At 71.2% G+C, this 24,359-nt stretch carries 22 protein-coding genes; 4 read left to right on the forward strand and 18 right to left on the reverse strand.

Going from position 1 to position 24,359, the window contains the following annotated elements:
• Positions 1-132 precede the first annotated feature (132 nt).
• Together MTQ10_RS05955 and MTQ10_RS05960 are read right to left on the reverse strand one after the other, a co-directional pair.
• Positions 133-2,745 (reverse strand): ABC transporter permease/substrate binding protein, encoded by a 2,613-nt coding sequence (locus tag MTQ10_RS05955; RefSeq protein WP_247462981.1) that lies wholly within the window; start codon positions 2,743-2,745, stop codon positions 133-135.
• Complete coding sequence (locus tag MTQ10_RS05960; RefSeq protein ID WP_247462983.1) at positions 2,738-3,826, reverse strand: quaternary amine ABC transporter ATP-binding protein; 1,089 nt, start codon at positions 3,824-3,826, stop codon at positions 2,738-2,740. The genes MTQ10_RS05955 and MTQ10_RS05960 overlap by 8 nt, the downstream gene beginning before the upstream one ends.
• Positions 3,827-4,051: 225 nt before the next feature.
• Here MTQ10_RS05960 and MTQ10_RS05965 point away from each other — a divergent pair, with 225 nt between their 5' ends.
• From MTQ10_RS05965 to MTQ10_RS05975, 3 genes are all read left to right on the forward strand, one after another.
• On the forward strand, positions 4,052-4,957 hold the full coding sequence (locus MTQ10_RS05965; RefSeq protein WP_247463023.1) for a 5'-3' exonuclease: 906 nt from the start codon (positions 4,052-4,054) through the stop codon (positions 4,955-4,957).
• Between the two features lie 167 nt (positions 4,958-5,124).
• Positions 5,125-5,973: a siderophore-interacting protein gene (locus MTQ10_RS05970; protein ID WP_247462984.1), complete on the forward strand. Its 849-nt coding sequence runs from the start codon at positions 5,125-5,127 to the stop codon at positions 5,971-5,973.
• Between the two features lie 124 nt (positions 5,974-6,097).
• Entirely contained in the window at positions 6,098-7,048 is a 951-nt protein-coding gene (locus tag MTQ10_RS05975) for an RluA family pseudouridine synthase (protein ID WP_247462986.1), read from the forward strand.
• A 163-nt stretch (positions 7,049-7,211) separates the two neighbouring features.
• Here MTQ10_RS05975 and MTQ10_RS05980 read toward each other — a convergent pair whose 3' ends face one another.
• From MTQ10_RS05980 to MTQ10_RS06055, 16 genes are all read right to left on the reverse strand, one after another.
• The gene (locus MTQ10_RS05980; RefSeq protein ID WP_247462988.1) at positions 7,212-8,708 is read right to left on the reverse strand and encodes a cytochrome P450; all 1,497 of its coding nucleotides are present in this window, start codon (positions 8,706-8,708) and stop codon (positions 7,212-7,214) included.
• 36 nt (positions 8,709-8,744) lie between these two features.
• On the reverse strand, positions 8,745-9,362 hold the full coding sequence (locus MTQ10_RS05985) for a GTP-binding protein (protein WP_247462990.1): 618 nt from the start codon (positions 9,360-9,362) through the stop codon (positions 8,745-8,747).
• Positions 9,363-9,453: 91 nt separating this feature from the next.
• Positions 9,454-9,882 carry a DUF742 domain-containing protein gene (locus tag MTQ10_RS05990; protein ID WP_247462992.1) on the reverse strand — a complete coding sequence of 143 codons (429 nt, stop codon included), beginning with the start codon at positions 9,880-9,882 and terminating at the stop codon, positions 9,454-9,456.
• Positions 9,879-10,286: a roadblock/LC7 domain-containing protein gene (locus tag MTQ10_RS05995; RefSeq protein WP_247462994.1), complete on the reverse strand. Its 408-nt coding sequence runs from the start codon at positions 10,284-10,286 to the stop codon at positions 9,879-9,881. Before MTQ10_RS05995 ends, MTQ10_RS05990 begins: the two co-directional genes overlap by 4 nt.
• On the reverse strand, positions 10,283-11,932 hold the full coding sequence (locus tag MTQ10_RS06000) for a sensor histidine kinase (RefSeq protein WP_247462995.1): 1,650 nt from the start codon (positions 11,930-11,932) through the stop codon (positions 10,283-10,285). The genes MTQ10_RS05995 and MTQ10_RS06000 overlap by 4 nt, the downstream gene beginning before the upstream one ends.
• 343 nt (positions 11,933-12,275) lie before the next feature.
• Complete coding sequence (locus MTQ10_RS06005; protein ID WP_247462998.1) at positions 12,276-15,128, reverse strand: DEAD/DEAH box helicase; 2,853 nt, start codon at positions 15,126-15,128, stop codon at positions 12,276-12,278.
• A gap of 230 nt (positions 15,129-15,358) precedes the next feature.
• Positions 15,359-16,303, reverse strand: a complete 945-nt coding sequence (gene tatC / locus MTQ10_RS06010; RefSeq protein ID WP_247463000.1) for a twin-arginine translocase subunit TatC — start codon at positions 16,301-16,303, stop codon at positions 15,359-15,361.
• 47 nt (positions 16,304-16,350) lie between these two features.
• Complete coding sequence (gene tatA / locus MTQ10_RS06015; RefSeq protein WP_247463002.1) at positions 16,351-16,632, reverse strand: Sec-independent protein translocase subunit TatA; 282 nt, start codon at positions 16,630-16,632, stop codon at positions 16,351-16,353.
• Between the two features lie 282 nt (positions 16,633-16,914).
• Positions 16,915-17,109 carry a hypothetical protein gene (locus MTQ10_RS06020; RefSeq protein WP_247463004.1) on the reverse strand — a complete coding sequence of 65 codons (195 nt, stop codon included), beginning with the start codon at positions 17,107-17,109 and terminating at the stop codon, positions 16,915-16,917.
• A 69-nt stretch (positions 17,110-17,178) separates the two neighbouring features.
• Positions 17,179-17,472, reverse strand: a complete 294-nt coding sequence (locus tag MTQ10_RS06025; protein WP_247463006.1) for a hypothetical protein — start codon at positions 17,470-17,472, stop codon at positions 17,179-17,181.
• 54 nt (positions 17,473-17,526) lie between these two features.
• Positions 17,527-18,552 (reverse strand): helix-turn-helix transcriptional regulator, encoded by a 1,026-nt coding sequence (locus MTQ10_RS06030; protein ID WP_247463008.1) that lies wholly within the window; start codon positions 18,550-18,552, stop codon positions 17,527-17,529.
• A gap of 19 nt (positions 18,553-18,571) precedes the next feature.
• Complete coding sequence (locus tag MTQ10_RS06035; protein WP_247463010.1) at positions 18,572-19,546, reverse strand: helix-turn-helix transcriptional regulator; 975 nt, start codon at positions 19,544-19,546, stop codon at positions 18,572-18,574.
• A gap of 127 nt (positions 19,547-19,673) precedes the next feature.
• Entirely contained in the window at positions 19,674-20,045 is a 372-nt protein-coding gene (locus MTQ10_RS06040; RefSeq protein WP_247463012.1) for an FKBP-type peptidyl-prolyl cis-trans isomerase, read from the reverse strand.
• Positions 20,046-20,174: 129 nt separating this feature from the next.
• The gene (locus MTQ10_RS06045; RefSeq protein ID WP_247463013.1) at positions 20,175-21,167 is read right to left on the reverse strand and encodes an FKBP-type peptidyl-prolyl cis-trans isomerase; all 993 of its coding nucleotides are present in this window, start codon (positions 21,165-21,167) and stop codon (positions 20,175-20,177) included.
• Between the two features lie 133 nt (positions 21,168-21,300).
• Positions 21,301-22,662, reverse strand: a complete 1,362-nt coding sequence (pafA, locus tag MTQ10_RS06050) for a Pup--protein ligase (protein ID WP_019754142.1) — start codon at positions 22,660-22,662, stop codon at positions 21,301-21,303.
• Between the two features lie 9 nt (positions 22,663-22,671).
• Complete coding sequence (locus tag MTQ10_RS06055) at positions 22,672-23,931, reverse strand: MFS transporter (protein ID WP_247463015.1); 1,260 nt, start codon at positions 23,929-23,931, stop codon at positions 22,672-22,674.
• Between the two features lie 97 nt (positions 23,932-24,028).
• On the opposite strand from MTQ10_RS06055, the gene MTQ10_RS06060 reads away from it, so the two are divergent.
• The coding region (locus MTQ10_RS06060; protein ID WP_247463017.1) for a LacI family DNA-binding transcriptional regulator at positions 24,029-24,359 on the forward strand (331 nt) is incomplete at its 3' end.

Below are 24,359 nucleotides of genomic sequence, written 5' to 3' on the forward strand. Positions count from 1 at the left end.
CCACGGTCCGAAGGGGCCGCCGGAACGGCCCGAGGGGTGGGCCGGCCACGCGGTCAGGGGGCGTGGCCGGCCCACTCCTCGGGGGTGTGCGGCGCGCGGCGGGTCACCCGTCGGGGTGAGCGGCCCGGCGGGCTATCCCGCGGTCATCCGGCCGGGTACGTCGGGATGCTGCTCCAGCCACGCGGTGACGGCCTCGTCCTCGTGGCCCTGGCCGCGGCGCTGGATCTCGGCCTCCAGGCTGCCCAGCTCGTCCTCGCTCATCCGGAAGTTCTTGATCCACCGGGTGAGCTGCGGGTAGCGCTCGGGGAACTTCTCGTTGGCGATGGTGCGGATGGTGTTGCCCTCGCCGAAGAGCTTCTTGTCGTCGGTGAGCTTCGTCAGGTCGTACTTGCTGTACGCCCAGTGCGGTGACCACAGGACGACCGCGACGGGTTCCTTCTTGGCGTAGGCCCGCTTCAGCTCGGCCAGCATGGCCGGGGTCGAGCCGTCGACGACCTTGTACTCGCCGTCCAGGCCGTAGCCGGGGAGGACCTTCGTCTTGAGCAGGTTCATCTCGCCGGTGCCGGGCTCGATGCCGATGATCCGGCCGCCGAACAGGCCGGCCTTGCCCTTGAGGTCGGCGAGGGACTTCACGTCCTTGACGTAGGACGGGACGGCGATCTCCAGGGAGGTCGGCTGGTACCAGGTGCCGAGGTCGGCCAGCCGGTCCTTGGTCTTCTCCCAGTAGTTGGCCTGCGCGTACGGCAGCCAGGCGTCGAAGTTGACGTCGAGGTCACCGGAGGCGAGGCCGGTGTAGACGGGGCCGACGTCCATCTGCTTGAGGTTCAGCCGGTAGCCGCGCCGCTCCAGGACGTGCTTCCACAGGCGGGTGACGGCCACGTCCTCGTCCCAGGGGAACCAGGCCACGTTCACGGGCCGCTTCGTCTCGGCGGCGGCCTGTGTGTCCTGGACGGGGGCGAGCTTGTCGACGAGGCCGGGCTGCCCCTTCAGCCAGGTGCGCACGGCGTCCTGCTGCCGGCCCTTGCCCGCCTTGTTGATCTCGGCTTCGAGGCTGGTGAGCTGCTTCTCGTCCAGCCGGAAGTCCTTCAGCCAGCCCGCGAGGACGGGGGCGTCGGCGGCGAAGCCCTTGCGGGCGAGGGTGTGCACCCCGTCGCCCTTGCCCCAGGCGCCCTTGGGGTCCTTCAGCTTCTTCAGGTCGTAGTCGTTGTACGCCCAGTGCGGGGACCACAGCGGGACCACGATGGGTTCCTTCTTGCTGTAGGCCCGCTTCAGCTCGGCCAGCATGGCCGGGGTGGAGCTGTCGGCGACCTTGTACTCGCCGTCCAGGCCGTACGCCTTCAGGACGGTGCTCTTCAGCAGCGCGGTCTCGCCGGCGCTGGCCTCGATGCCGGTGATCTTCCCGCCGAACAGGCCGCCCCTGCCCTTGAGGTCGGCGAGGCTGTCGATGTCCTTCATGTACGCCGGGACGGCCAGCTCCAAGGAGGTGGGGCCGTACCAGCTGCCCAGGTCGTCGAGCCGGTCGCCGTACTTCTTCCAGTACTGCTCGTGGGTGGTGGGCAGCCAGGCGTCGGTCTGGAAGTCGACGTCGCCGGAGGCGAGGGAGGTGTAGAGGGGTCCGGCCTCGAACTGCTTGGCCTCCACGCGGTAGCCGCGCTGTTCGAGGATCTCCTTCCACAGGAAGGTGGAGGCGACGCCCTCGTCCCACGGTATGTAGCCGATGGTGATCTTCTTGCCCCGGCCGACGTTCTTGCCGTCGGAGGCGGCCGGGGAGGTGTCGCCGCCGCCGAAGACGCCCATGCCGCCCGCGACGAGGGCGAGGACCACCACGCCGATCACGGCGATCTGCGGGCGGGGCCGCCACGACCAGATCCTCAGCCCGCCGGCGGCGGCACGCGCGCGTGCGGCGGCGCGGCGGCCCAGCGGGGACACCTGGGTGCCGAGGGCGCTGGTCATGCGGTCCAGGTAGATCGCCAGGATGACGATGGCGACACCGGCCTCGGAGCCGAGGCCGACGTCGAGCTGGCCGATGGCCTCGTTGACGTCGCCGCCGAGGCCTCCGGTGCCGACCATGCCGGCGATCGCGGCCATGGACAGGCCGAGCATGATGACCTGGTTGACGCCGGCCATCACGGTGGGCAGGGCGAGCGGCAGCTGGACCCGCAGCAGCGTGTCGCGGGGGCGGGTGCCGAACGCCTCGGCGGCCTCCACCAGCTCCTTGTCGACCTGGCGGATGCCCAGCTCGGTCATGCGCACACCGGGGGCGAGCGCGAAGATCAGGGTGGCGACGATGCCGGCGGAGGCGCCGGTGCCGAAGAACAGGATCGCCGGGATGAGGTAGATCATCGCGGGCAGCGTCTGCATGAAGTCCAGCACGGGCCGCACCACGGCGCTGACCCGGTCGGAGCGGGCCGCCCAGATGCCGACGGGCACCGAGACCACCAGGGCGATCACGGTGGCGACGAGAACCAGCGCGAGGGTCACCATCGCGTCGTCCCACAGGTCGAGGGAGTCGATGAAGGCGAAGCCCGCGAAGGTGAGCAGCCCGGCGAGGGTGCCGCGCAGCCAGAACGCGAGGACGGCGAAGATGCCGGCGAGCAGCAGCGGCTCGGGCGCCTGGAGGACGGCGTCGATGGCGTCGTAGGTGCCGGTGAAGACGGTCTTGAGGAAGTCGAAGAGCCACGAGACATGGCCGAGCAGCCAGTCGACGGAGTCGTTGACCCAGTCGCCGAGGGGGATCCTAGGCATGGACGGCCACCTTCTCCCCGCCCTTGTCCCGGCGGTTGTCGCAGGTGCCGGGGGTGCCCTGTTCGTCGCCGAGGAAGCCGACGAGCCGCTGCCGTGGGACGACACCGACGAGTTCCCGGTCCTCGTCGAGGACGGCGACGGCGTGCGGGACGCGGGCGCTGATCGCGCACAGCTCGGTGAACGGCGTGTCCGGGGCGGCGGTCTCGCAGTCGCAGTCGGCCTCGTCGCCGCGGACGTCGCGGTCCATGACGGAGGCGGCGGTCAGCACCCGGGAGCGGTCCACGTCCTGCGTGAAGGAGGCGACGTAGTCGTCGGCGGGCCGTACGAGGATGTCCTCGGCGGTGCCGGTCTGCACGATACGGCCGTCGCGCATGACCGCGATGCGGTCGCCGAGCCGCATGGCCTCGTTGAGGTCGTGGGTGATGAACACGATGGTCTTCTTCAGCGTCTTCTGCAGTTCCAGCAGCTGGTCCTGCATGTCACGGCGGATCAGCGGGTCCAGCGCGCTGAAGGACTCGTCCATCAGCAGCAGATCCGCGTCGGTGGCGAGCGCGCGGGCGAGACCCACGCGCTGCTGCATGCCGCCGGACAGCTCGTCGGGCCAGGACTTCTCCCACCCGGCCAGGCCGCACAGAGCGAGCGCCTCGTCGGCGCGGCGTTCGCGCTCGGCGCGGGGCACGCCCTGCACTTCCAGGCCGTAGGCGGCGTTGTCCCGGACGCTGCGGTGCGGGAAGAGCGCGAAGTGCTGGAAGACCATGCTGATCTTCTTCGAGCGGACCTGGCGCAGTTCTCGCGCGGACAGCGCGGTCAGGTCCTGGCCGTCGAAACGGACCTGGCCGGCCGTCGGCTCCAGCAGCCCGTTCAGCATGCGCAGCAGGGTGGACTTGCCGGACCCGGACAGGCCCATGACGACGAAGATCTCGCCCGGGTCGACAGTGAAGGAGGCGTCGATGACGGCGGCGGTGGCGCCGTCCGCGCGCAGTTCCGCGCGGTCGGCTCCGTCGCGCAGCCGTGCGACTGCCTCCTGTGGTCGTCTGCCGAACACCTTGTACAGGTGGTCGGCCTCCAGCCTCGATGACACTGTTACCTCTTGGTCTCTACAACAACGGCAGGAGCGAGGCCGGTTTTCGTCCCTGACGGTTGACAGGTGCCACCGGCGTCGCTCCGGCCGCGCGCCTGCCCGTCCGCTCCCGGGGCAAACGCACAAGTGGGGCAGGTCACGGTGGTGCGCTGTGCGCAACGCGTTGCGCGATGGCGGTGCGCTGTCGGTGGTGTGCGGCATGATGCGGACGTGACCGGACGACTGATGCTCCTCGATGCCGCCTCGCTCTACTTCCGTGCCTACTTCGGCGTCCCGGAGTCCGTGAAGGCCCCGGACGGCACGCCCGTGAACGCCGTGCGCGGACTGCTGGACTTCATCGACCGCCTGGTGAAGGACCACCGGCCGGCGCATCTGGTGGCATGCATGGACGCCGACTGGCGGCCGGCGTGGCGGGTGGAGCTGATCCCCTCGTACAAGGCGCACCGGGTGGCGGAGGAGCATGCTCAGGGCCCGGACGAGGAGGCGGTGCCGGACACTCTGTCGCCGCAGGTGCCGGTGATCGAGGCGGTGCTGGACGCGCTGGGCATCGCCCGGGTGGGTGTGGCGGGGTACGAGGCGGACGATGTGATCGGCACGTTCACCGCGCGGGCGAAGGGCCCGGTGGACATCGTCACCGGCGACCGCGATCTGTTCCAGCTGGTGGACGACGCGCGCGGGGTGCGGGTGCTGTACCCGATCAAGGGTGTGGGGACGCTTCAGACGACGGACGAGGCGGTGCTGCGCGAGAAGTACGGCGTGGACGGCCGGGGGTACGCGGATCTGGCGCTGCTGCGGGGCGACCCGAGCGACGGGCTGCCGGGGGTGCCCGGCATCGGGGAGAAGACGGCGGCGAAGCTGCTGGCCCAGTTCGGTGATCTTGCGGGGATCATGGCGGCCGTGGACGACCCGAGGGCGAAGCTGACGCCGTCGCAGCGGACGCGGCTGCGGGAGGCGCGGCCGTACGTCGCGGTGGCGCCGAAGGTGGTCAAGGTCGCCGACGACGTCCCGCTGCCCGAGGTGGACACGGCGCTGCCGCGCGCTCCGCGTGATCCGGAGGCGCTGCGGGAGCTGGCGGCGCGCTGGAACCTGGGCGGGTCGCTGGAGCGGCTGCTGGTCACGCTGGGCGGTTAGGCAGGAGGCGGGCAGCGCCGGGGCGAGTGGTCCGCCGTGCCGTGGGAAGTCGGCTGTGAGGCAAAGGTTCGGGAAATCTCGTATGGGACCGCGGGGCTTGTGGGCGTCTACCGCGACGAGCCTGCTAACTTAGGTAAGCCTAAGTTTAGAGGGCATGGGAGGCCGTCATGGCAGAACGTCCGGCACGCGCACCGCGCAGGACCCACTCGGCGCGGGTCGTGCGCACGGAGCGGCTGACCCCGCACATGCAGCGCGTGGTCCTCGGCGGGGAGGGACTGTCCGCGTTCACCGCGGGCACCTGCACCGACCACTACGTCAAGCTGCTGTTCCCGCCCGCGGGCGTCACCTACCCGGAGCCGTTCGACCTGGAGCGTGTCCGCGCCGAGCTGCCGCGCGAGCAGTGGCCGGTCACCCGCACGTACACCGTGCGCGCGTGGGACCCGGAGCACCGCCAGCTCACGCTGGACTTCGTGCTGCACGGCGACGAGGGTCTGGCGGGCCCGTGGGCGGCGCACGCCCGGCCGGGCGACACGATCCGCTTCCTGGGCCCCGGCGGCGCCTACGCCCCCGACCCGGAGGCCGACTGGCATCTGCTCGCCGGTGACGAGAGCGCGCTGCCCGCGATCGCCGCCGCGCTGGAGGCACTGCCCGAGGGGGCCGTCGCCCGCGCGTTCGTCGAGGTGGCGGGGCCCGAGGAGGAGCAGAAGATCGACTCCGACGTGGACATCGTCTGGCTGCACCGCGGCGACCGGCAGGTCGGCGAGCTTCTCGTGGAGGCCGTACGGGCCCTTGAGTTCCCGGCGGGCCGGGTGCACGCGTTCGTGCACGGCGAGGCGCATTTCGTCAAGGAGCTGCGCCGCCTGCTGCGCGTGGAGCGCGAGATGCCCCGCGAGGACCTGTCGGTCTCCGGCTACTGGCGCCTCGGCCACACCGAGGACCGGTGGCAGGCCTCCAAGCGCGAGTGGAACGCCCGCGTGGAGGCCGAACAGGAGGGCACGGCCACAGCGGCGGCCTGACCGGCGCGCGGAAGCGGCGGCATCCCGCGGGATGCCGCCGCTTGCGTGCGCCGGTCCCGGTCCGCGGGGCTCGCGGACGACGTGGCGCGCAGGGGGTTTCCTCGACGCCGTACCCTGGACCGCGATGAGACGCCGTACGCCCGCTCCGCCCTCGCCGCTCCCCCAGCGGCACGGTGTCGATCCGGTGCGGGTGCGGCTGCCCGCCGCGGGCGGTTGGGCGACGGTGCGGGAGCATCTCGTGGAGCGGCTCAGCGGGGCCGGGCCGGGTGTCGTCGAGGCCATGTTCGCCGAGGGGCTGATCGTCGGTGCGGACGGGCAACCCGTGGCGCCGGACGCGCCCTATGTGCCGGGCCTGTACGTGTGGTTCCACCGGGAGCTCGCACCGGAGGTGCCGGTGCCGTTCGAGGTCGGCGTGGTGTACCGGGACGAGCACATCCTCGTCGCCGACAAGCCGCACTTCCTCGCCACGACCCCGCGCGGCAGCCATGTCACCGAGACCGCGCTGGCGCGGCTGCGCCGGGAGCTGGGGCTGCCGACGCTGACCGCCGCGCACCGGCTGGACCGCCTCACCGCGGGGCTGGTGCTGTTCACGGTCCGGCCGGAGGAACGCGGCGCCTACCAGACCCTGTTCCGCGACCGACGGGTGCGCAAGGCGTACGAGGCGGTCGCGCCGTACGATCCGGCGCTTGACCTGCCGGTGACCGTGCGCAGCCGCATCGTGAAGGAGCGCGGCGAGCTGACCGCGCGTGAGGTCCCCGGGGAGCCCAACGCGGTCACCCGGATCGAGCCGGCCGAGCATCGCGCCGACGGCCTGGCCCGGTACCGGCTGCTGCCGGCCACCGGTCAGACGCATCAACTGCGCGTGCACATGAACGCCCTGGGCGTGCCCCTGCTGGGCGATCCGCTCTACCCGAACGTCGCCGCCCCCGCCCCGCCCGGTGACTTCCGGCGCCCGCTGCAACTAATCGCGGCGGAACTGGAGTTCACCGATCCGGTGACGGGGGCGGAGCACCGTTTCCGCAGTACGCGCACGCTCGCGGCATGGGAGTCGTACGCGGACTGGGCGGGCACCTGACACCGTCGTGCGTCTGACAGGCCGGGCGCCTGACACGCGCGCCCACCGGGCACGACGGGCACGACGGGCACAGCGAGCATGCCGGGTGCCCGGCACCGCCGTGCACCGAGCGCGACACCGTCCCACTCCGAGCACGCCGGACGCCGGGACGCTCGTAGGGCCGTCAGTAGCCGCGCCACCAGCGCAGGAACCGCTGCCACGCGCCGAGCGGGCGCTGCGGTTCCGGTTCCGCCGGGGGGGCGGGGGGCGGAATCTCCTGCCGCGGCGGCTGCGGCTCCGGTACGGGGTCCGGGTCCGGCAGCGGCTCCGCGAGGATGTCTGCGACCTTCCACTGGGGCTGGGGCGGCGCGACCGAGCCGTGGCTGGGGGCCGCCATGACGTCCTGCTGCGGTTTGGGGTCGAACCGAACCGGCAGCTCGATCAGATGCCGTGACGAGATCGACTCGCGGTAGCGCAGTTCCTCCTCGTCGCAGTCGAGCTGGACGTCGGGCAGCCGCATCAGCAGCGCGTCGACGCCGACCTCGGCGATGGCGCGGCCGATGTCCTGCCCGGGGCACTCGTGCGGGCCGCCGCCGAAGGCAAGGTGGGAGCGGTTGCCTTTCATGTTGGCGCTCAGGTCGGGCCGTACCCGTGGGTCGATGTTGCCGGCCACGGGCGCGAACAGCAGCCCGTCGCCCTTGCGGATGCGTTTGCCGCCCAGCTCGGTGTCCTGTTTGGCGTAGTAGGCGAAGACGGCGCTGAACGGCGGCTCGTCCCACAGGGACTGCTCGACCGCCTCCATGACCGTCATCTGGCCGCCGTTGAGACGGGCGTAGAACCGGTCGTCGGTGAGGACCATGCGCAGCGCGTTGGCCAGCAGGTTGGCGGTGGCCTCGTAGGCCGCCATCAGCACCAGCCACAGATGCTTGGTGACCTCGTCGTCGGTGAGGCCGGCCGGATGGCTGATCAGTTCGCTGGCGAAGTCCTCCTCTTGTTCCTGGCGTCGCCGTGCCGTCAGCTCGCTCAGCTTCTCCATCACGTAGGCGTGGCTGGCGATGGCCGTCTCGGTGCCCTTGAGCATGTCGCGGGCAGCGTGCACCATGCGCTCGTTGTACTCCTCCGGCAGGCCGAGGATCTCGCACATGACGGCCATCGGGAGGTGGTCGGCGAACTGGCTGACCAGGTCGGCGTGGCCCTTCTCGCAGAACCGGTTGACGAGCCGCTGGGTGTAGCGGTTGATGTACCGGCGCAGGGCGCGGTGGTTGATGGTGGACATGGCGGCCATGACCGCGCCGCGCAGCCGCTGGTGCTCCTCGCCCTCGGTGTGGGAGCAGATGGGCTCCCAGGTGATGTGCGGCATCAGCGGGTTGTCGGGGCTGACCCTGCCCTCCTTGAGCGGGGTCCAGATGCGGCTGTCCCGGCAGTACTCGGCGGGCGAGGTCACCATGTGCAGGTTCTCGGCGTGACCGAGGACGATCCACATCGGTACGTCGTCGTGGAGCAGGACGGGGGCCACGGCGCCGTGCTCCTCGCGCAGGTCCTCGTACAGGTCGCCGAGGTTCTCGGCGCCGGGGCCGTACAGCCGGACCAGCCCGCCCGGGCCCCGGTCGTGCGCGGGGCAGCCGGGGGGCGGGACCCGGGCGGGATCGTGCGTGGTCGTGCCGGGGTGTTCAGGAGTCACGGGGGTCGCTCCGGGAACTGAGGTGGTGTCAGGGGGTCAGGTGAGGGTGCCGTTGGCGGCCATCAGCGCCTGAAGGAACCGCATGAGGGTCATCAGTACGTCACGGCTGGAGGCGCGGCGGCGGGCGTCGCACTCGATGATCGGGATCTCGGGGGTCAGGTCGAGGGCCTGACGGAGATCCTCGATGGCGTAGCGGGGCGCGTCGGGGAAGGTGTTGACGGCGACCACGAAGGGCACACCGCGCTCCTCCAGCCGGCCCATGACCTCGAAGCTGACCTCCAGGCGGCGGGTGTCGACGAGGACGACGGCGCCGAGCGCCCCCTCGAACAGGCCGTTCCACAGGAACCAGAAGCGTTCCTGGCCGGGGGTGCCGAAGAGGTACAGCACCACCTCGTCCGAGATGCGGATCCGGCCGAAGTCCATGGCCACGGTGGTGGCGGTCTTGGACGCGGAGCCGAAATTGTCGTCGACGCCGATGCCTGCCTGGGTCATGGTCTCCTCGGTGGTCAGCGGTTTGATCTCGCTGACCGAGCCGACCATGGTCGTCTTGCCGACGCCGAAGCCGCCCACGATGACGATCTTCGCGGCCGCCTGGGTGGAGTGGGGCAGCTGGTCCTCGGCCCGTGGTCCGGGGACGGTGTCAGAGGCTTTCAACTGCGGTGCCTTTCACATGCGGTGCCCGCCGGCCGCCCAGCCCTGCGCGGGCGGCGCGGTCCGGTGTGCCTGGTCGGTGTCGGTCACGTCGTCAGAGCCGTTCCAGTCCATGCATCACCGCTTCGAGGAGGGACCGGTCGGGCAGTTGCTGGCGCACGATCGGGGCGCGGGCGTGCACGGTGCCGGCCGCCAGCATGTCGGTGAGCAGCACGGTCATCGCGCTGAACGGCAGCCGTAAGTAGGCGGACAGTTCGGCGACGGACAGCGGGGACGCGCACAGCCGCAGCACTGCCGCCTCCTCCGGGGGGGCGGAGGCGGGCGGGTCGGCCCTCGCCACGATCAGGGTGACGAGGTCGAGCTGGGCGCGGTCGCCGTCCGGGCCGGTGATCGTGTAGAGCCGTTCCGGCTTCTTCGGCTCCTCGTCCTGCCCGGTCCCGCCCGGTGTGTGCCGCGGCGACGGCACGGGCGTGGAGGGCGGGTCGGAGGCCGGCCGGCGCCTGTGGCGTTGCGGAGGCGTCATACGCTCTGCCCGTTGCGCCGGGGCGGAGTGGTCAGGTGCTGGCCGATGCGGACGACGAGGTCGCGCATGTAGTGGCTCATCAGGCCGGGCTCGCACACCATGTCCGACAGGACCGCGAGGTAGGCGTTGGCGCCGGCGGCCATGAGGTAGAAGTAGCCGCCGTTGAGTTCGACGAGGACGAGTTTCATCTCGCCGTCGGTGGCGGGGATCTCGTCGGCGACCGCGGTGACCAGGCTCTGCATGCCCGCGCAGGCGGCGGCGACACGGTCGGCGGCGTCGGGGTCGCCGCCGTACCGGGCGATGCGCAGGCCGTCGGCCGACAGCACCACGATCATCTCGATGCCGGGCGCGCTGTTGTACAGGTCCCTGAGCATCCAGTCGAAGTTCTGTCGTTGCTGGATCACGTGAGGTCCCCCTCGTCATCGGCCCCGGGGCGGGCCTTGTCGTCGATCAGGTAGGTGAACTTCTCGGGGTGGCGCGTGAACTCGGTGGGGTCTGCGCCCTCGGGCAGGCCCTTGCGCAGGCCCTCCCAGAAGGACTCCACCCACAGGCCGGGCGGCCGGTCGTCCTTCTGGACCTCCTCGCCCCTGGCCCTGGCCTCCTCCCGCTGCCGCGCCTCGTGCTCCTCCCAGATGGTGGGGCGGCCTTCGCGCTTGGCCTCGGCCTCCTCGCGGAGCTGTTCGGCGATGCGCTCGCTGAGGGAGGTCTGGATCTTGCGGCGGCGCTGCGGGAGGCCCTTGTCGGTCCACTCGGTGACGATGGGCACCTCGTCGTCGAGGGAGAGGTCGGCCGGGATGCGCGGATTGGTGGGCCGGCGGCGCTTCGGCGGGCGCTTGGGGCCCTCGACGCCGTCGGTGTCGGCGATCGGCAGCGAGGTGGCGCCGATGCCGTGCGCGTAGCCGGGCGCGGGGTCGCTGGTGACCATCTCGCGGGGGACTACCAGGACGGCCTTGGTGCCGCCGTACGCGGAGGGCCGCAGCGAGATCTGCATCTTGTACGTGGTGCACAGACGGCCGACGACGGCGAGGCCGAGCCGCGGGGCCTCGCTGATGGCCTGGAGGTCCTCGGCCCGCTTGGCCTGCTCGATGAGTTCCTCCAGGCGCAGCCGGGCCTCTTCGGTGAGGCTGACGCCGGAGTCCTCGATCTCGATGGCGATGCCGGTCTGCACCTCGGTGGCGGTCACATGGACCTTGGTGGTCGGCGGCGAGTAGCGGGTGGCGTTGTCGAGGAGTTCCGCGCAGGCGTGGATGACGGGCTCGACGGAGATGCCGCGGATGTTGACCTTGGCGATGTTGTCGAGGGAGATGCGCGGGTACTCCAGGATGCGCGACATGGCGCCGCGCAGCACGCTGTACAGCGGCACGGGCAGCGGCCACTGGCGGCCGGGCCGGCCGCCGCCGAGGACGGCGACGGAGTCGGCGAGGCGGCCGATCATCGCGGTGCCGTGGTCGATGCGCAGCAGGTCGTCGAAGACCTCGGGGTTGCGTCCGTGGTCCTCCTCCATCTCGCGGAGTTCCTTGGCCTGCTGGTGGACGATGGCCTGGACGCGGCGGGCGACGCTGACGAAGGAGCGCTGCGAGGAATCCCGCAGGGCCTCCTCGAACTCGATGAGCCGCAGCGCGGACTTGATGACTTCGAGCTGTGTCTTGGACAGCGCCCGGAAGTGTGGATTCTCCAGGGAGAGTTGACGCAGTACCTCTCGCGGGGAGTGTCCCTGGTGCATCCGGTCGATGGCGGCGGGCAGATGCTCCTTGGCGAGGCGCCGGTTCTCCTCCTCGTGGCCGGCGACGCGCTGTTCGAGGTACGCCGTGCGCCGGACGTGCTCGGCGCGGGCCGACCGCAGCAGCCGGCCTCGCCGCACCGCCTCGCAGGCCGTCGCGAGCACGAGCAGCGTGGCGACGGCCCCGCACAGGCCGACGGCGGTCCGGGCCGGCTGCGCCACCAGGGCGACGGCGGCTCCGGTCGCCGCGGCCGTCGCTATGGCGGGCAGCAACAGCACGCTCGCGTCGGGGAGTTCGCGGCGACCAGGAGGGGATTGGACTCTCACCATGTGAACCCTCTGGGATCTTCGGAAGATTTAGGGAACAAGTGCCCGAATACATCTCAACTCGGTGCGCTGCGGGCGAGCTTAGTCCGACCGGATCATCGCCGTGTCATATTCGGGAACCGCCTGAAACGGCCGCGACGCAGGAGTACGCTCGGCTCCATTTGCACGCTGCGACTCCGTTCGCACACGGTGCGTCACGACGTACGGGCATACGAAAGCCGGTCACCGTGCGGGGTGACCGGCTTCGTGCGAGGTTGCCGCCGGGACGGTGAGCGGGCGCGGCCGGCTCCGCCGCCCTGTCGCCGGGCGGCGGGCTCGGTCCGCCCGCCGGCCGGGGCGGGCCGCGTCAGCCGACGGACGAGTAGGCGACCACGCCGCGCAGCAGTTCCTCGACGGCCTTGCGCGCGGCCTTCGGCACCGTGGAGCCCTCGGCGGGGGCCGCCGCCTGGATCTGCCCGAGCACGTCGATGACCTGCTTGCACCAGCGCACGAAGTCGCCGGCGGGCATCTCCGCCTCGCGCAGCACCTCGTCGAGGCCCTTGCCGGACGCCCACATGTACGCGGCCCAGGCGAAGCCCAGGTCGGGTTCGCGCTGGCCGACGCCCTCGGTCTGGTTGATACGGAACTCCTCCTCCAGGGCGTCGAGCCGGCCCCAGATCCGCACCATCTCGCCGAGCGCGGCCTTCGCCTTGCCGGAGGGCAGCTTCGGCGCCATGGCGTCGTCGCCGACGCGGGCCTCGTACACCAGCGCCGAGACGCACGCGGCGAGTTCGGCCGGGTTCAGGCCCTCCCACACGCCGGCTCTGAGGCATTCGCTGGCGAGCAGGTCGAGTTCGCCGTAGAGCCGGGCGAGCCGCCTGCCGTGCTCGGTGACCTCGTCGGCACGCAGATAGTCCAGCTCGGTCAGGAGCGCCACGATCCGGTCGAAGGTGCGCGCGATGGTGTTGGTGCGTCCTTCGATACGGCGCTCCAGCTGGCTGGTGTCGCGCAGCAGCCGGTAGTAGCGCTCGGCCCAGCGGGCGTGGTCCTCACGGTCGCTGCAACCGTGGCAGGGGTGGGCGCGCAGGGCCTTGCGCAGGCGGGCGATCTCCCGGTCGTCGGCCGCCTCGGCACGCCGTTTGCGGTGCCGCTCGGGCGGGATGTGCCCGGCCTTGGTGCGCAGCGCCGACGCGAGATCGCGGCGGGACTGCGGGGAGCGCGGGTTGAAGGACTTCGGAATGCGCATCCGCTCCAGCGGTTCGACCGGCACGGGGAAGTCGACCGACGCGAGCCGCTTGACCTGCCGTTCGGCGGTGAGCACCAGCGGGCGGGGCCCGTCGTGGTGGTCGAAGCCGCGGTGGTTGTTGGAGCGGCCGGCGGGCAGACCGGGGTCGAGGACCAGGGCGAGCCCCGCGTATTTGCCGGTGGGCACGTGGATGATGTCGCCCGGTTTGAGGCGTTCCAGCGCGACCGCGGCTTCCGCGCGCCGCTGGACGGCGCCGCGACGGGCCAGCTCGGTCTCGCGGTCCTTCAGTTCGCGGCGCAGCCGCGCGTACTCCTCGAAGTCGCCGAGGTGGCAGGTCATGGACGCCTTGTAGCCGGCGAGGCCCTCCTCGTTGCGCTGCACCTGCCGGGAGATGCCGACGACGGATCTGTCGGCCTGGAACTGCGCGAAGGACGTCTCCAGCAGCTCCCGCGAGCGGTGCCGGCCGAACTGCTCGACCAGGTTGACCGCCATGTTGTACGACGGCTTGAAGCTGGAGCGCAGCGGATAGGTGCGGGTGCCGGCGAGGCCCGCGAGGTGCTCGGGGCTCATGCCGCGCTGCCACAGCACCACGGCGTGGCCCTCGACGTCGATGCCGCGCCGGCCGGCGCGCCCGGTGAGCTGGGTGTACTCGCCGGGGGTGATGTCGGCGTGCTGCTCGCCGTTCCACTTGACGAGCTTCTCCAGCACCACGGAGCGGGCGGGCATGTTGATGCCGAGCGCGAGGGTCTCGGTGGCGAAGACAGCCTTCACCAGGCCGCGCACGAAGAGTTCCTCCACGACCTCCTTGAAGGTGGGCAACATGCCCGCGTGGTGGGCGGCGATGCCCCGCTCCAGGCCTTCCAGCCACTCGTAGTAGCCGAGGACGTGCAGGTCCTCGCGGGGGATGGCGGCGGTGCGCTCCTCGACGAGGGCGCGGACCTGTTCGCGGGCGGTGTCGTCGTTGAGTCTGAGGCCCGCGTACAGGCACTGCTGGACGGCGGCCTCGCAGCCGGCGCGGCTGAAGATGAACGTGATGGCGGGCAGCAGGCCTTCGGCGTCGAGGCGTTCGATGACCTCGGGGCGGCCGGGCGTCCAGGTCCGCGAGCGCTGGCGGCGCTCCCGCTCCCGGTCGGCCTCGCGCATGGCCCGGCCGCGCCTGCGGTCCTGGTAGGAGGGGCGGGTGGACTCCATGCGGGCCAGCCGGGTCAGGTCGGGGTTGACGGCCCTGCGGTGGCCCTCGCCCTCCTCGAACAGGTCGTACATCCGCCGCCCGGCGAGCACGTGCTGGAACAGCGGGACCGGGCGGTGCTCGGAGACGATCACCTCGGTGTCGCCGCGGACGGTGTCCAGCCAGTCGCCGAACTCCTCGGCGTTGGAGACGGTCGCGGAGAGCGACACGAGCGTCACCGACTCGGGCAGGTGGATGATCACCTCCTCCCATACGGCGCCGCGGAAGCGGTCGGAGAGGTAGTGCACCTCGTCCATGACCACATAGCCGAGGCCGAGCAGCGTCTGGGACCCGGCGTACAGCATGTTCCGCAGGACCTCGGTGGTCATCACGACCACGGGGGCGTCGGAGTTGACGCTGTTGTCGCCGGTGAGGAGTCCGACCTTCTCCGTGCCGTAGCGGCGGCACAGGTCGGCGTACTTCTGGTTGGACAGCGCCTTGATGGGCGTCGTGTAGAAGCACTTCTTGCCCTGCCGCAGGGCGAGGTGGACGGCGAACTCGCCGACGATCGTCTTGCCGGAGCCGGTGGGCGCCGCGACCAGCACGCCCTTGCCCGCTTCGAGCGCCTGGCAGGCCTCGATCTGGAAGGGGTCGAGGCCGAAGTCGTACATCTCGCGGAAGGACGCGAGCGCGGTGGCCTGCTCGGCAGCGCGCCTGCGGGCTGCCGCGTACCGCTCGGCCGGTGAGAGGTCCTCTGTCATCGTGCTTTCGAGCGTACCGGGCCCCACTGACAACAGGACGATCATTATCCGGATCACCCGCCCGGTGAACGGGCGGGGCAGTGGGGCCTCTCCCGCCCGGGCTCGCTCCGCCGGGGCCGGCCGGGCGCGCAGGCGCGTCGCTCGGCCGGCCCGAGCCCGCACAGGCCCGCAGGGCGGGCCTCCGTCCCCGGACCGGTGCACGGGGCGGGCGCCCCGGGAAAGCAGCCGGGACGGGCAGCTCAGCGCCGCCCGCCCCGGTCGTCCCCAGCGGTGTCTCAGGTCGCGTCGTCGTAGCCGTTCACCCGGTCCCGGCTCGTCTGCTCCGGCAGGGCACGGTTCGCGGTCACGGGCTCGACCTCGCCGATGTCCTCGGGGGTCAGGTCCAGCTCGGAGGCCTCGTCGTCGGCGGGGCCGGCGGCCTCGCGGAGTCTGCGGCGCCGGTCGTTGAGGAGCGCGAAGACCACCGCGCCGAAGTACAGCACCCAGATCGGCGCCGCGAGGGCGATCATCGTCAGCGGGTCCGTGCTCGGGGTCGCGACCGCGGCGAACACCGTGATGCCCAGGATCATCCCGCGCCACCAGCCGAGCATCCGCCTGCCCGACAGCACCCCGGTGAGGTTGAGCATGACCAGCAACAGCGGCAGCTCGAACGAGAGGCCGAAGACGACGACCATGCGCGTGACGAGATCGAGCAGTTCGTCGAGCGGCAGCAGGTTGTCGGCGTTGTCCGGGGTGAACTCCAGCAGCACACGCGCAGCGGCGGGCAGCACCGCATAGGCGACGAACGCGCCGCCGAGGAAGAGGGGCACACCGCTGGCGACGAACGCGTACGCGTACCTCTTCTCGTGCCGGTGCAGGCCCGGGGCGACGAAGGCCCACAGCTGGTAGAGCCAGATCGGGCTGGCCAGCACCACGCCCGCCATCAGCGAGACCTTCAGCGCCAGCGTGAACGGGGCCAGCAGACCGTTGACGGTGATCCGGGCACAGGTCTCGTCCTTGACCTTGGCCAGTTCCTCGAAGGACTTCGCGCAGCCGACCGAGTCGAGGATCGGCTTGGTGAAGATGTTGATGATGTCCTGGTAGAAGAAGGCGGCCACGATCGTGACGACGATGATGGCCAGGACCGCCTTGGCGAGCCGGTTGCGGAGCTCACGAAGGTGTTCCGCGAGCGGCATCCGCCCCTCGGGGTCCTTCTCCTTTTTGCGGGCAGGCTTCAGCAACCCACGTTCCCATCTCGTACGGCGGGCCGGAGGTCACCGGCCCCGCGTCAGCGCTTGGTCGTGTCCGTCGGCTCGGCGACCGGGCGCGAGCTGGTCACGTCGCCGGGGGCGGCCTGGATGGTGCGCTGCACCGGCGGCTGCTCGCCGGTGGTGGGGGTCTGGGCGGAGGTACTGTTGCCCTCCTCCTTCATCGCCTTGGCCTCGCTCTTGAGGATGCGCGCGGACTTGCCGAGAGAGCGGGCCATGTCCGGAAGCTTCTTCGCGCCGAACAGCAGCACGATGACGACGAGGATGAGAATGATCTCGGGGGCTCCGAGCCTTCCGAACATAAGTCTTTACCTTCTCACCGAGGCGGCTGGGTGGGATGCTGTCCGACCGGCCGGACATATGTCCGATCAATCGTGCGTACAGCGATCGTAACGCCCGGGGGTGAACGCGAGGCAATCCCCGTGCGTCTTCCCGGTCAGCGGTACGGGCCTCGTTCTCCGCACCGCGATCAGCGTACCCGCCGCAAGCTGGCACGTGACAGGGCGAACCGGCCCAAAACGGCCGGTGCGCGGTGACTCACAGCGGCACCGAAGCCGGTTCGCCGCGCATTCACGCAACCCGGCTCACAGCGAGTCGACCGCCTTGGCCACGCTCACCGAGGCCCGCTCCAGGTCCTCCGCGGCCCGGTTGATACGGCGCGCGGAGTCGGCGACCTGACGGCCGAGGCGCTGCGCCTCCAGGAAGACCCGCACGGCGAGCACACCGAGAACGGCGAGACCCAGGAAACCCACAGCTACCGCGAACATCGGCCAGAACATGCCGCTGAGCCTAGACCCTCGGCGCCCGCGGTCCGCAGCCGCCTCGGCGCACCGCGGGCGCCGCCCGCCTCACAGCGTGGAGTGCAGCTTCAGTGTGCGCACGCCGCCGCCGGTGAGCAGTTCCACGATCCGCTCCCCCGCCGGCTTGCGGACGGCGGCCCCGCACTCGGGGCAGGTGAAGGAGTAGAAGGTGGTACGGCTGCTGGCGCCGATGGCCAGCCGCAGCGCGCCGGCCGCCAGTTCGAAGCGGCCCCGGCAGTCGGGGCAGCCCGCCCTGAAGACCACCGGTGCCACGCTGCGCATGCCCGCGAACGCGGTCGCCACCGACATGCCCTGCACACCCGACGACGCCGACTCGCTCACAGCCCTGCCCCTCTTTCCTCTGCTCGTCCGCCTCCGCGCCCCACGTCCGGGGCCTCACACCGCCGCCGTGCCCGCTCCGCCCGCGGCACGGGCCGCCGCCTCGTCCTCGTACGCCGCGAGCGCCTCGCGGGCCGCGCGGCGGGCGCTCTCGGCCAGCTCGGGCGGGGAGACGATACGGCCGTCCCGGCCCAGGCGCAGCGCCAGCCGCCGCAGGGAGGCCGGGTCGGGGGTGCGCAGGGTGATGCGCAGACCGCCGTCCTCCAGCTCCTCCGCGCTGTCGTGCGGGTAGTACTCGGCGACCCAGCGCCCGCCCGGGCCGACCTCGACGACGACCTCCGGGTCCTCGGCCGCCGGCTGCACCAGCGCCTCGGACAGGTCGCGCAGCTCGATCTCGGGCGGCGCGGACGGCTCGTCGAGGATCTTGATCTCGGCGACCCGGTCGAGCCGGAACGTGCGCCGCGCCTCGGAGCGCCGGCACCAGGCCTCGACATAGGTGTGGCCGACGCTGACCAGGCGGATCGGGTCGATCTCCCGCTCGGTGACCTCGTCGCGGGCCGGGGAGTAGTAGCGGATCCACAGTCGGCGCCGCTCGGAGATGGCCCGGTCGACGTCGGCGAAGACACCGCCCTCGGACTCGAAGGTGACCGACAGCCGGGAGCTGGCGCCGGCGGCCTCCCCGGCCGCGGCCTCCACCTTGGCGGTGGCCCGCAGCAGGGCCTGCCGGTCGCTCTCCCGCAGCCCCGGCAGCGTGGCCACGGCCCGCGCGGCGACGAGCAGCGCGGTCGCCTCGTCGGCGGCGAGCCTGAGCGGCTCGGCGGCGTCGGCGCCGAGCGCGGCCGGGTTGTGCCACCAGATCCGCTCGCCGTCGGTGTCGATGTCGAGCAGATCGCCGCCGCGGAAGCTGGTGCCGCACATGGGCAGCACATCGAGGTCGGAGACCAGCTCGTCCTCGCTGATCCCGAACGCGCGCGCCACGTCCTCGATGCGTGCTCCGGGGCGCTCCCTGAGGTAGGTCACCAGGGAGAGCATCCGCCGGGTCTGGTCGATGGCGCTGGTGGGCCTGACCGGTCTGCCTGCCACTGTGTCGCTCCGCTCCCCCTCAGCCCCGGGCCACGGCCCGCAGCCGGTCCACGACGTCCGCCCGCAGCTCCGCGGGCTCCCGCACGATCACGTCCGGGCCGAACTCCACCAGCCAGGCGTCGAGGCCGTGCCCGTACGGAATCTCCAACTCGTCCCAGCCGTCCCCGAGTTCCCGGACCGCCGTGGCCCTCGCCCGAAGGGGGTACCCGGCGCCGGAACGCAGCCGGATCACGGCGGTGCGGTCGGCGGTCTCCCCCGCCCAGCTCGCCACGGTCTCCCGCACGGTCACCACATCCGGCACCGGCGCGGTGAACTTCCCGCCGCGGGAGCGGACCTTGCCGGTGATGCGCGACAGCCGGAAGACGCGCTCGGCGCCCCGGTCGCGGTCGAATCCGGCGAGATACCAGTGGCCGCGCCAGCACTCCAGCGCCCATGGCTCGACATGCCGCTGCTCGGGCTGGGCGGCGTTGGCCTTGCGGTAGTCGAAGACGACGGGGCGGCGGTCCCGGCAGGCGAGCATCAGCGGCTCGAACGCGGCCTCGTGGACGGGGATGCGCGGCTCCAGCGCGCTGTGCGCCTCGTACGGGTCGACGTCCTCGGGCAGGCCCGCGGCGCGCAGTTTCTGCAGGGCGCCGCTGGCGGCGCCGGCGAGGCGGGCCTGCTGCCACACCTTCGCGGCGAGGCCGAGCGCGGCGGCCTCCTCGGCGTCCAGGGTGATCGGGGGCAGCCGGTTGCTGTCGCGGCGGGCGAGGTAGCCGACCTCGCCGTCGAGGCTCTCCACGGTCTCGATGACCAGGCCCAGCTCGCGCAGATCGTCCTTGTCCCGCTCGAACATGCGGTTGAAGGAGTCGTCCGTGCCGGGCGATCCCTCCGGACCGAAGGCCTCGACATAGGCCTCGATGGATGCGCGCAGCTCACGCTTGCTCAGCGGCCGGCGTGTGCCGAGCAGACACAGCGCCAGGTTCATCAGCCGCTCGGCCTTGGCAATGGCCATCGACGCCCTTCGCCTCCCTATGGTCCTTACGGACGATGACCGTACCGTCCCACGGGACCAGGGCAAAGCCGAAGGCCCATGCCCGGACAGGCATGGGCCCCAGGTGATCGGGTCCGGTCGGCGTCGGTCAGACGGCGAGCAGGTCCACGACGAAGATCAGCGTCTCGCCAGGCTTGATCGCCGGGCTCGGGCTGTGGTCGCCATAGGCGAAGCGGGAGGGGATGGTCAGCTGCCGACGGCCGCCGACCTTCATGCCCTCCAGGCCCAGTTCCCAGCCCTTGATGACCCGGCCGGCACCGAGCACGAAGCGGAACGGCGCGCTCCGGTGCCAGCTGGAGTCGAACTCCTCACCCGTGCTGAAGGCGACGCCCACGTAGTGCACGGTGACCGTCTGCCCGAGCTTCGCGTCCTCGCCGGTGCCCTCCCAGATGTCCTTGATCACGAGATCCGTCGGGGGCTCGCCGCCCGGGAAGTCGACCTCGGGCTTTTCGATGCTCACGTCTTTCTCCTGCTCGTCCGCGGAAAGGCAACGGGCACAGTCTCGCATCCCGGGCGGTCGGAGTCCTGTATCCCCGGGCGGTCGGAGTCCTGTATCCCCGGGCGGTCGGAGTCCTGTATCCCCGGCCGGTCAGATGGCGGCCAGAATGTCCACCGTGAACACCATCGTGGAGTCCTTCTTGATGTCGCTGCCCTGCGGCGGGTTGTCCCCGTACCCCAGCGACGGCGGCACCACGATCAGCACCCGGCTGCCGACCTTCTTGCCGGTCAGACCCTGCCCCCAGCCCTTGACTACCTGCTGGAGGGAGAACGACGTCAGGGAGTTCCGGCTGTAGGAGGAGTCGAACTCCTTGCCGGTGTCCCACAGCACGCCCTTGTAGTGCACGAGGACCGTGCTGTCGGCCTTCAGCGGCTCCCCGTCGCCCTCGATGACGTAGTTGGCGACCAGGTCCTTCGGCGGGTCGGTCTTGGGCACCTCGATGGACGGCGCCTTGCCGTCGGTGTTCGTCCCGACCGTGGGCAGCGCCTTGTCCGTCTGCGGGACCTTCTTGCCCTGCGCGGAACTGTTGGCGCTGTACGCCTCCTTCAGGTCGATCACGAACACCAGCGAGTCGGTGCCCTTCACCCCGGCGTCCTGGCTGCCCTGCGGATAGCCCCAGGTGGGCGGCGTGGCGATCTGCACGCGGCTGCCGAGCTTCTTGCCCGGCAGCCCGTACCGCCAGGCCTCCCAGATCTGGCCCTGGGCGAGCGCCGCCACCAGCGGCTGCTTGCCGTCGTAGGAGTTGGCGAACACCTTGTCGGTGCCCCAGATCTGGCCGAGGAAGTCCGCCACGATGTAGTCACCCTCGGCGACCGGACGGCCGCTGCCGGTGATCAGCGTGCGCACCGCGATGCCGTCCTTCGGCAGCTCACCGCTGCCCTTGGCGAGGGTCGGCTTCTCCCCGAACTTGCTGCCCGCGGTGACGGCCGGAAGCGGACCGTCGACGATGTTCGGGGAGGCCGCCGCCGACGGGCTGGGCGACACGCTGTCACCGGCCGTCTTCGAGTCGGACTTCTCGTCGCCGCAGCCGGCGAGCACGGCCAGCCCGGCGGGAACGGCAATCATCAGGGAGCGTCGGCGCACGATAGAGCCTCGTAATCATCGGGGGTGCGGTGGGCGTGCGCGCAACTCTACGGCGTGAGCAGGGCGCCGTACGGAGAACGTACGGCGCCCGTGTGGCGTTCCCGCGGCATCCGGGGACACAACCCTGCCCGGCTCACATACCGGCGATCAGCTTCTCCACACGGTCGTCGACCGAGCGGAAGGGGTCCTTGCACAGCACCGTGCGCTGCGCCTGGTCGTTCAGTTTCAGATGCACCCAGTCGACGGTGAAGTCACGGCGCTGCTCCTGCGCCCGGCGGATGAAGTCGCCGCGCAGCCTGGCCCGGGTGGTCTGCGGGGGCACCGACTTGCCCTCGAAGATCTTCAGATCGTTGCAGATCCGAGCGGCCTGGCCCTTCTTCTCCAGCAGGTAGTACAGGCCTCGCCGACGGTGGATGTCGTGGTAGGCGAGGTCTATCTGCGCCACCCGCGGATGCGACATCGTCATGTTGTGCTTGGCCCGGTACCGCTCGATGAGCTTGTACTTCATCACCCAGTCGATCTCGGTGCCGATGCGGTCGAGGTCCTCGGACTCGATCGCGTCGAGGGTACGGCCCCACAGCTCCAGCACCTGTTCGACGGTGCCGGTGCGGATGCCGCGCCGCTCGCAGAAGTCCACGGCCTTCTCGTAGTACTCCCGCTGAACCTCCAGCGCGGACGCCTCCCGGCCGCTCGCCAGGCGCACCTTGCGGCGGCCGGTGATGTCATGGCTGACCTCGCGGATCGCCCGGATCGGGTTCTCCAGGGTGAGGTCACGCATCACGGTGCCCGCCTCGATCATGCGCAGCACCAGATCGGTGGCGCCGACCTTCAGGAGCATGGTCGTCTCGGACATGTTGGAGTCGCCGACGATCACATGCAGCCGGCGGTAGCGCTCGGCGTCGGCGTGCGGCTCGTCGCGGGTGTTGATGATGGGCCGCGAGCGGGTCGTCGCCGAGGAGACACCCTCCCAGATGTGCTCGGCCCGCTGGCTGACGCAGTAGACGGCGCCACGCGGGGTCTGCAGGACCTTGCCCGCGCCGCACAGCAGCTGCCGCGTCACCAGGAAGGGGATGAGGATGTCCGCGAGCCGCGAGAACTCCCCGTGCCGGGCCACCAGGTAGTTCTCGTGGCATCCATAGGAGTTGCCCGCCGAGTCGGTGTTGTTCTTGAAGAGGTAGACGTCGCCCGCGATTCCCTCCTCGTGCAGGCGTCGTTCCGCGTCCACCAGCAGGCCCTCGAGAATGCGCTCGCCGGCCTTGTCGTGGGTGACCAGTTCGATGACATTGTCACATTCGGGTGTCGCGTATTCCGGGTGGGAGCCCACATCGAGATACAGGCGGGCGCCGTTCCGCAGAAACACATTGCTGCTGCGGCCCCATGACACGACACGGCGGAAGAGGTACCGCGCCACCTCGTCAGGCGACAGACGGCGCTGTCCCCTGAACGTGCACGTGACGCCGTACTCGTTCTCCAGCCCGAAAATGCGGCGGTCCATGACTGAACATTACGCCCGATCCCCCGAACTGAAACGGGGTTCGGCAGCACGATTTGGATCATTTTCCGATGAAGCCGCAACAACCGCTCCCCGGAAGGGAACTGCGAGGATCTTCCGGAAGGCCAGCAGCACCAGCAGCGACACACCGCCCGCCACCCCCGGCACGGCGAAACCCCAGCGGGCCCCGCCCGCCTGGACGACGGGCCCCGCAAGGCCCGTTCCCACCGAGGCACCCACGGTGAACGTGGTCACCAGCCAGGAGAACGCCTCCGTGACCGTACCGCTCGGCGCATGCCGGTCCACGATGACGAACGCACAGGCGATGGCCGGCGCGAGGAAGACGCCGGCGAGCGCGGTGAGCGCCACCATGCCGACCGCGCCCGGCATCAGCGTGAGCGGCAGATAACACACCGCCAGAAACGCCACCAGGACCGTCAGTCGCCGCTCCGGTGCACCCGGCCACTGCCGCGCACCGTAGACCGTGCCGCCGGTCAGCGCGCCGAGCCCGAGAGCGGCCATCAGCCAGCCGTACACCGCGTCACCGCCGTGACCGTCGGCGTACGACACGGCGGCGACGGTGATCGAGCCCAGCGCGATGCCGACGAACAGGAACGCGGCGAGCAGCACGTTCAGGCCACGTGAGCGCAGGGCGCCCAGCCAGTGCGCCTCCCGGGGCGCGGAGCGCCAGGCGCGCGACGGCGGGGAGACGACCACCCAGAGCGCGCCGAGGACACCGACGACGTTGAGGAGGATCAGCGCGGCCTGCGCCGACCACAGCGCCACGCACAGGGTCACCAGCAGCGGGCCCACGGTGAACATGATCTCCTGGGCGACCGCGTCCATGGCGTACGCGGTGTGCACCTGGTCCTCACGCCGCAGCACCGACGGCCACAGGGCACGCAGGCCGCCCTCCAGGGGCGGGGCGAACAGGCCGGCCACGGCGACGGCGGCCCAGGCCAGGGGCAGCGGGTCGATCCCGGTGAGCGCGAACGCGGTCGCCGCGAGCGCGGCGAGCACCGCCGCGGGCAACTGGACGCGGGGCTGTCCGAACAGGTCCACGAGACGGCCGAGGACCGGCTGGCCGACGGCGTTGGCGACGCCGTACACGGCGGCGAGCGCCCCGGCGAGGCTGTAGCTGCCGCCCTCGGCGCGGACGAAGAGCACCACGGCGATCGCGGCCGTGGCGTTCGGCAGGCGCCCCACGAGGGTGCCGGTGAGCAGGCGGGCGGCATGCCTCGCCCTCAGGATCTCCAGGCATCCCGCGGCCATGATTCCGCCCTTCCGGCCAAGTTTTACGTATAACGTGCTTCGTCATACGTACCATGAGCCCTGATCGACCGTCCAGAAGAAAGAAACGGGGCACCCGGTGGCACACAGCAGCACCCGCCCCACCAGCCGCGACGTCGCACAGGCCGCAGGCGTCTCCCAAGCCGCCGTCTCCCTCGTCCTCGGCGACAAATGGCGCGGCCGCGTCTCCGAAGCCACCGCACAACGCGTCCGCGACGCCGCCCGCACCCTCGGCTACCGCCCCAACCTCGCCGCACGCAACCTGCGCCTCGGCCGCACCCGCACCGTCCTCCTCGTCGTCCCCGCCCTCACCACCGAATTCTTCCCCGGCGTCTACACCGGCGCCGCCCGCGTCGCCGCCGCCCACGGCTTCGGCGTCGTCCTCTACCCCTCCCCCGAAGGCATCGGCC

Origin of the sequence: Streptomyces sp. XM83C, assembly GCF_023072675.1 — a bacterium.
Classification (GTDB): Bacteria; Actinomycetota; Actinomycetes; order Streptomycetales; family Streptomycetaceae; genus Streptomyces; species Streptomyces thermocoprophilus.

Coding starts and splice junctions, on each gene's coding strand:
- MTQ10_RS05955 (WP_247462981.1), bottom strand. CDS start 2,745: ATGCCTAGGATCCCCCTCGGCGACTGGGTCAACGACTCCGTCGACTGG.
- MTQ10_RS05965 (WP_247463023.1), top strand. CDS start 4,052: ATGCTCCTCGATGCCGCCTCGCTCTACTTCCGTGCCTACTTCGGCGTC.
- MTQ10_RS05970 (WP_247462984.1), top strand. CDS start 5,125: ATGGCAGAACGTCCGGCACGCGCACCGCGCAGGACCCACTCGGCGCGG.
- MTQ10_RS05975 (WP_247462986.1), top strand. CDS start 6,098: ATGAGACGCCGTACGCCCGCTCCGCCCTCGCCGCTCCCCCAGCGGCAC.
- MTQ10_RS05990 (WP_247462992.1), bottom strand. CDS start 9,882: ATGACGCCTCCGCAACGCCACAGGCGCCGGCCGGCCTCCGACCCGCCC.
- MTQ10_RS06000 (WP_247462995.1), bottom strand. CDS start 11,932: ATGGTGAGAGTCCAATCCCCTCCTGGTCGCCGCGAACTCCCCGACGCG.
- MTQ10_RS06005 (WP_247462998.1), bottom strand. CDS start 15,128: ATGATCGTCCTGTTGTCAGTGGGGCCCGGTACGCTCGAAAGCACGATG.
- tatA (WP_247463002.1), bottom strand. CDS start 16,632: ATGTTCGGAAGGCTCGGAGCCCCCGAGATCATTCTCATCCTCGTCGTC.
- MTQ10_RS06020 (WP_247463004.1), bottom strand. CDS start 17,109: ATGTTCTGGCCGATGTTCGCGGTAGCTGTGGGTTTCCTGGGTCTCGCC.
- MTQ10_RS06035 (WP_247463010.1), bottom strand. CDS start 19,546: ATGGCCATTGCCAAGGCCGAGCGGCTGATGAACCTGGCGCTGTGTCTG.
- pafA (WP_019754142.1), bottom strand. CDS start 22,662: ATGGACCGCCGCATTTTCGGGCTGGAGAACGAGTACGGCGTCACGTGC.
- MTQ10_RS06055 (WP_247463015.1), bottom strand. CDS start 23,931: ATGGCCGCGGGATGCCTGGAGATCCTGAGGGCGAGGCATGCCGCCCGC.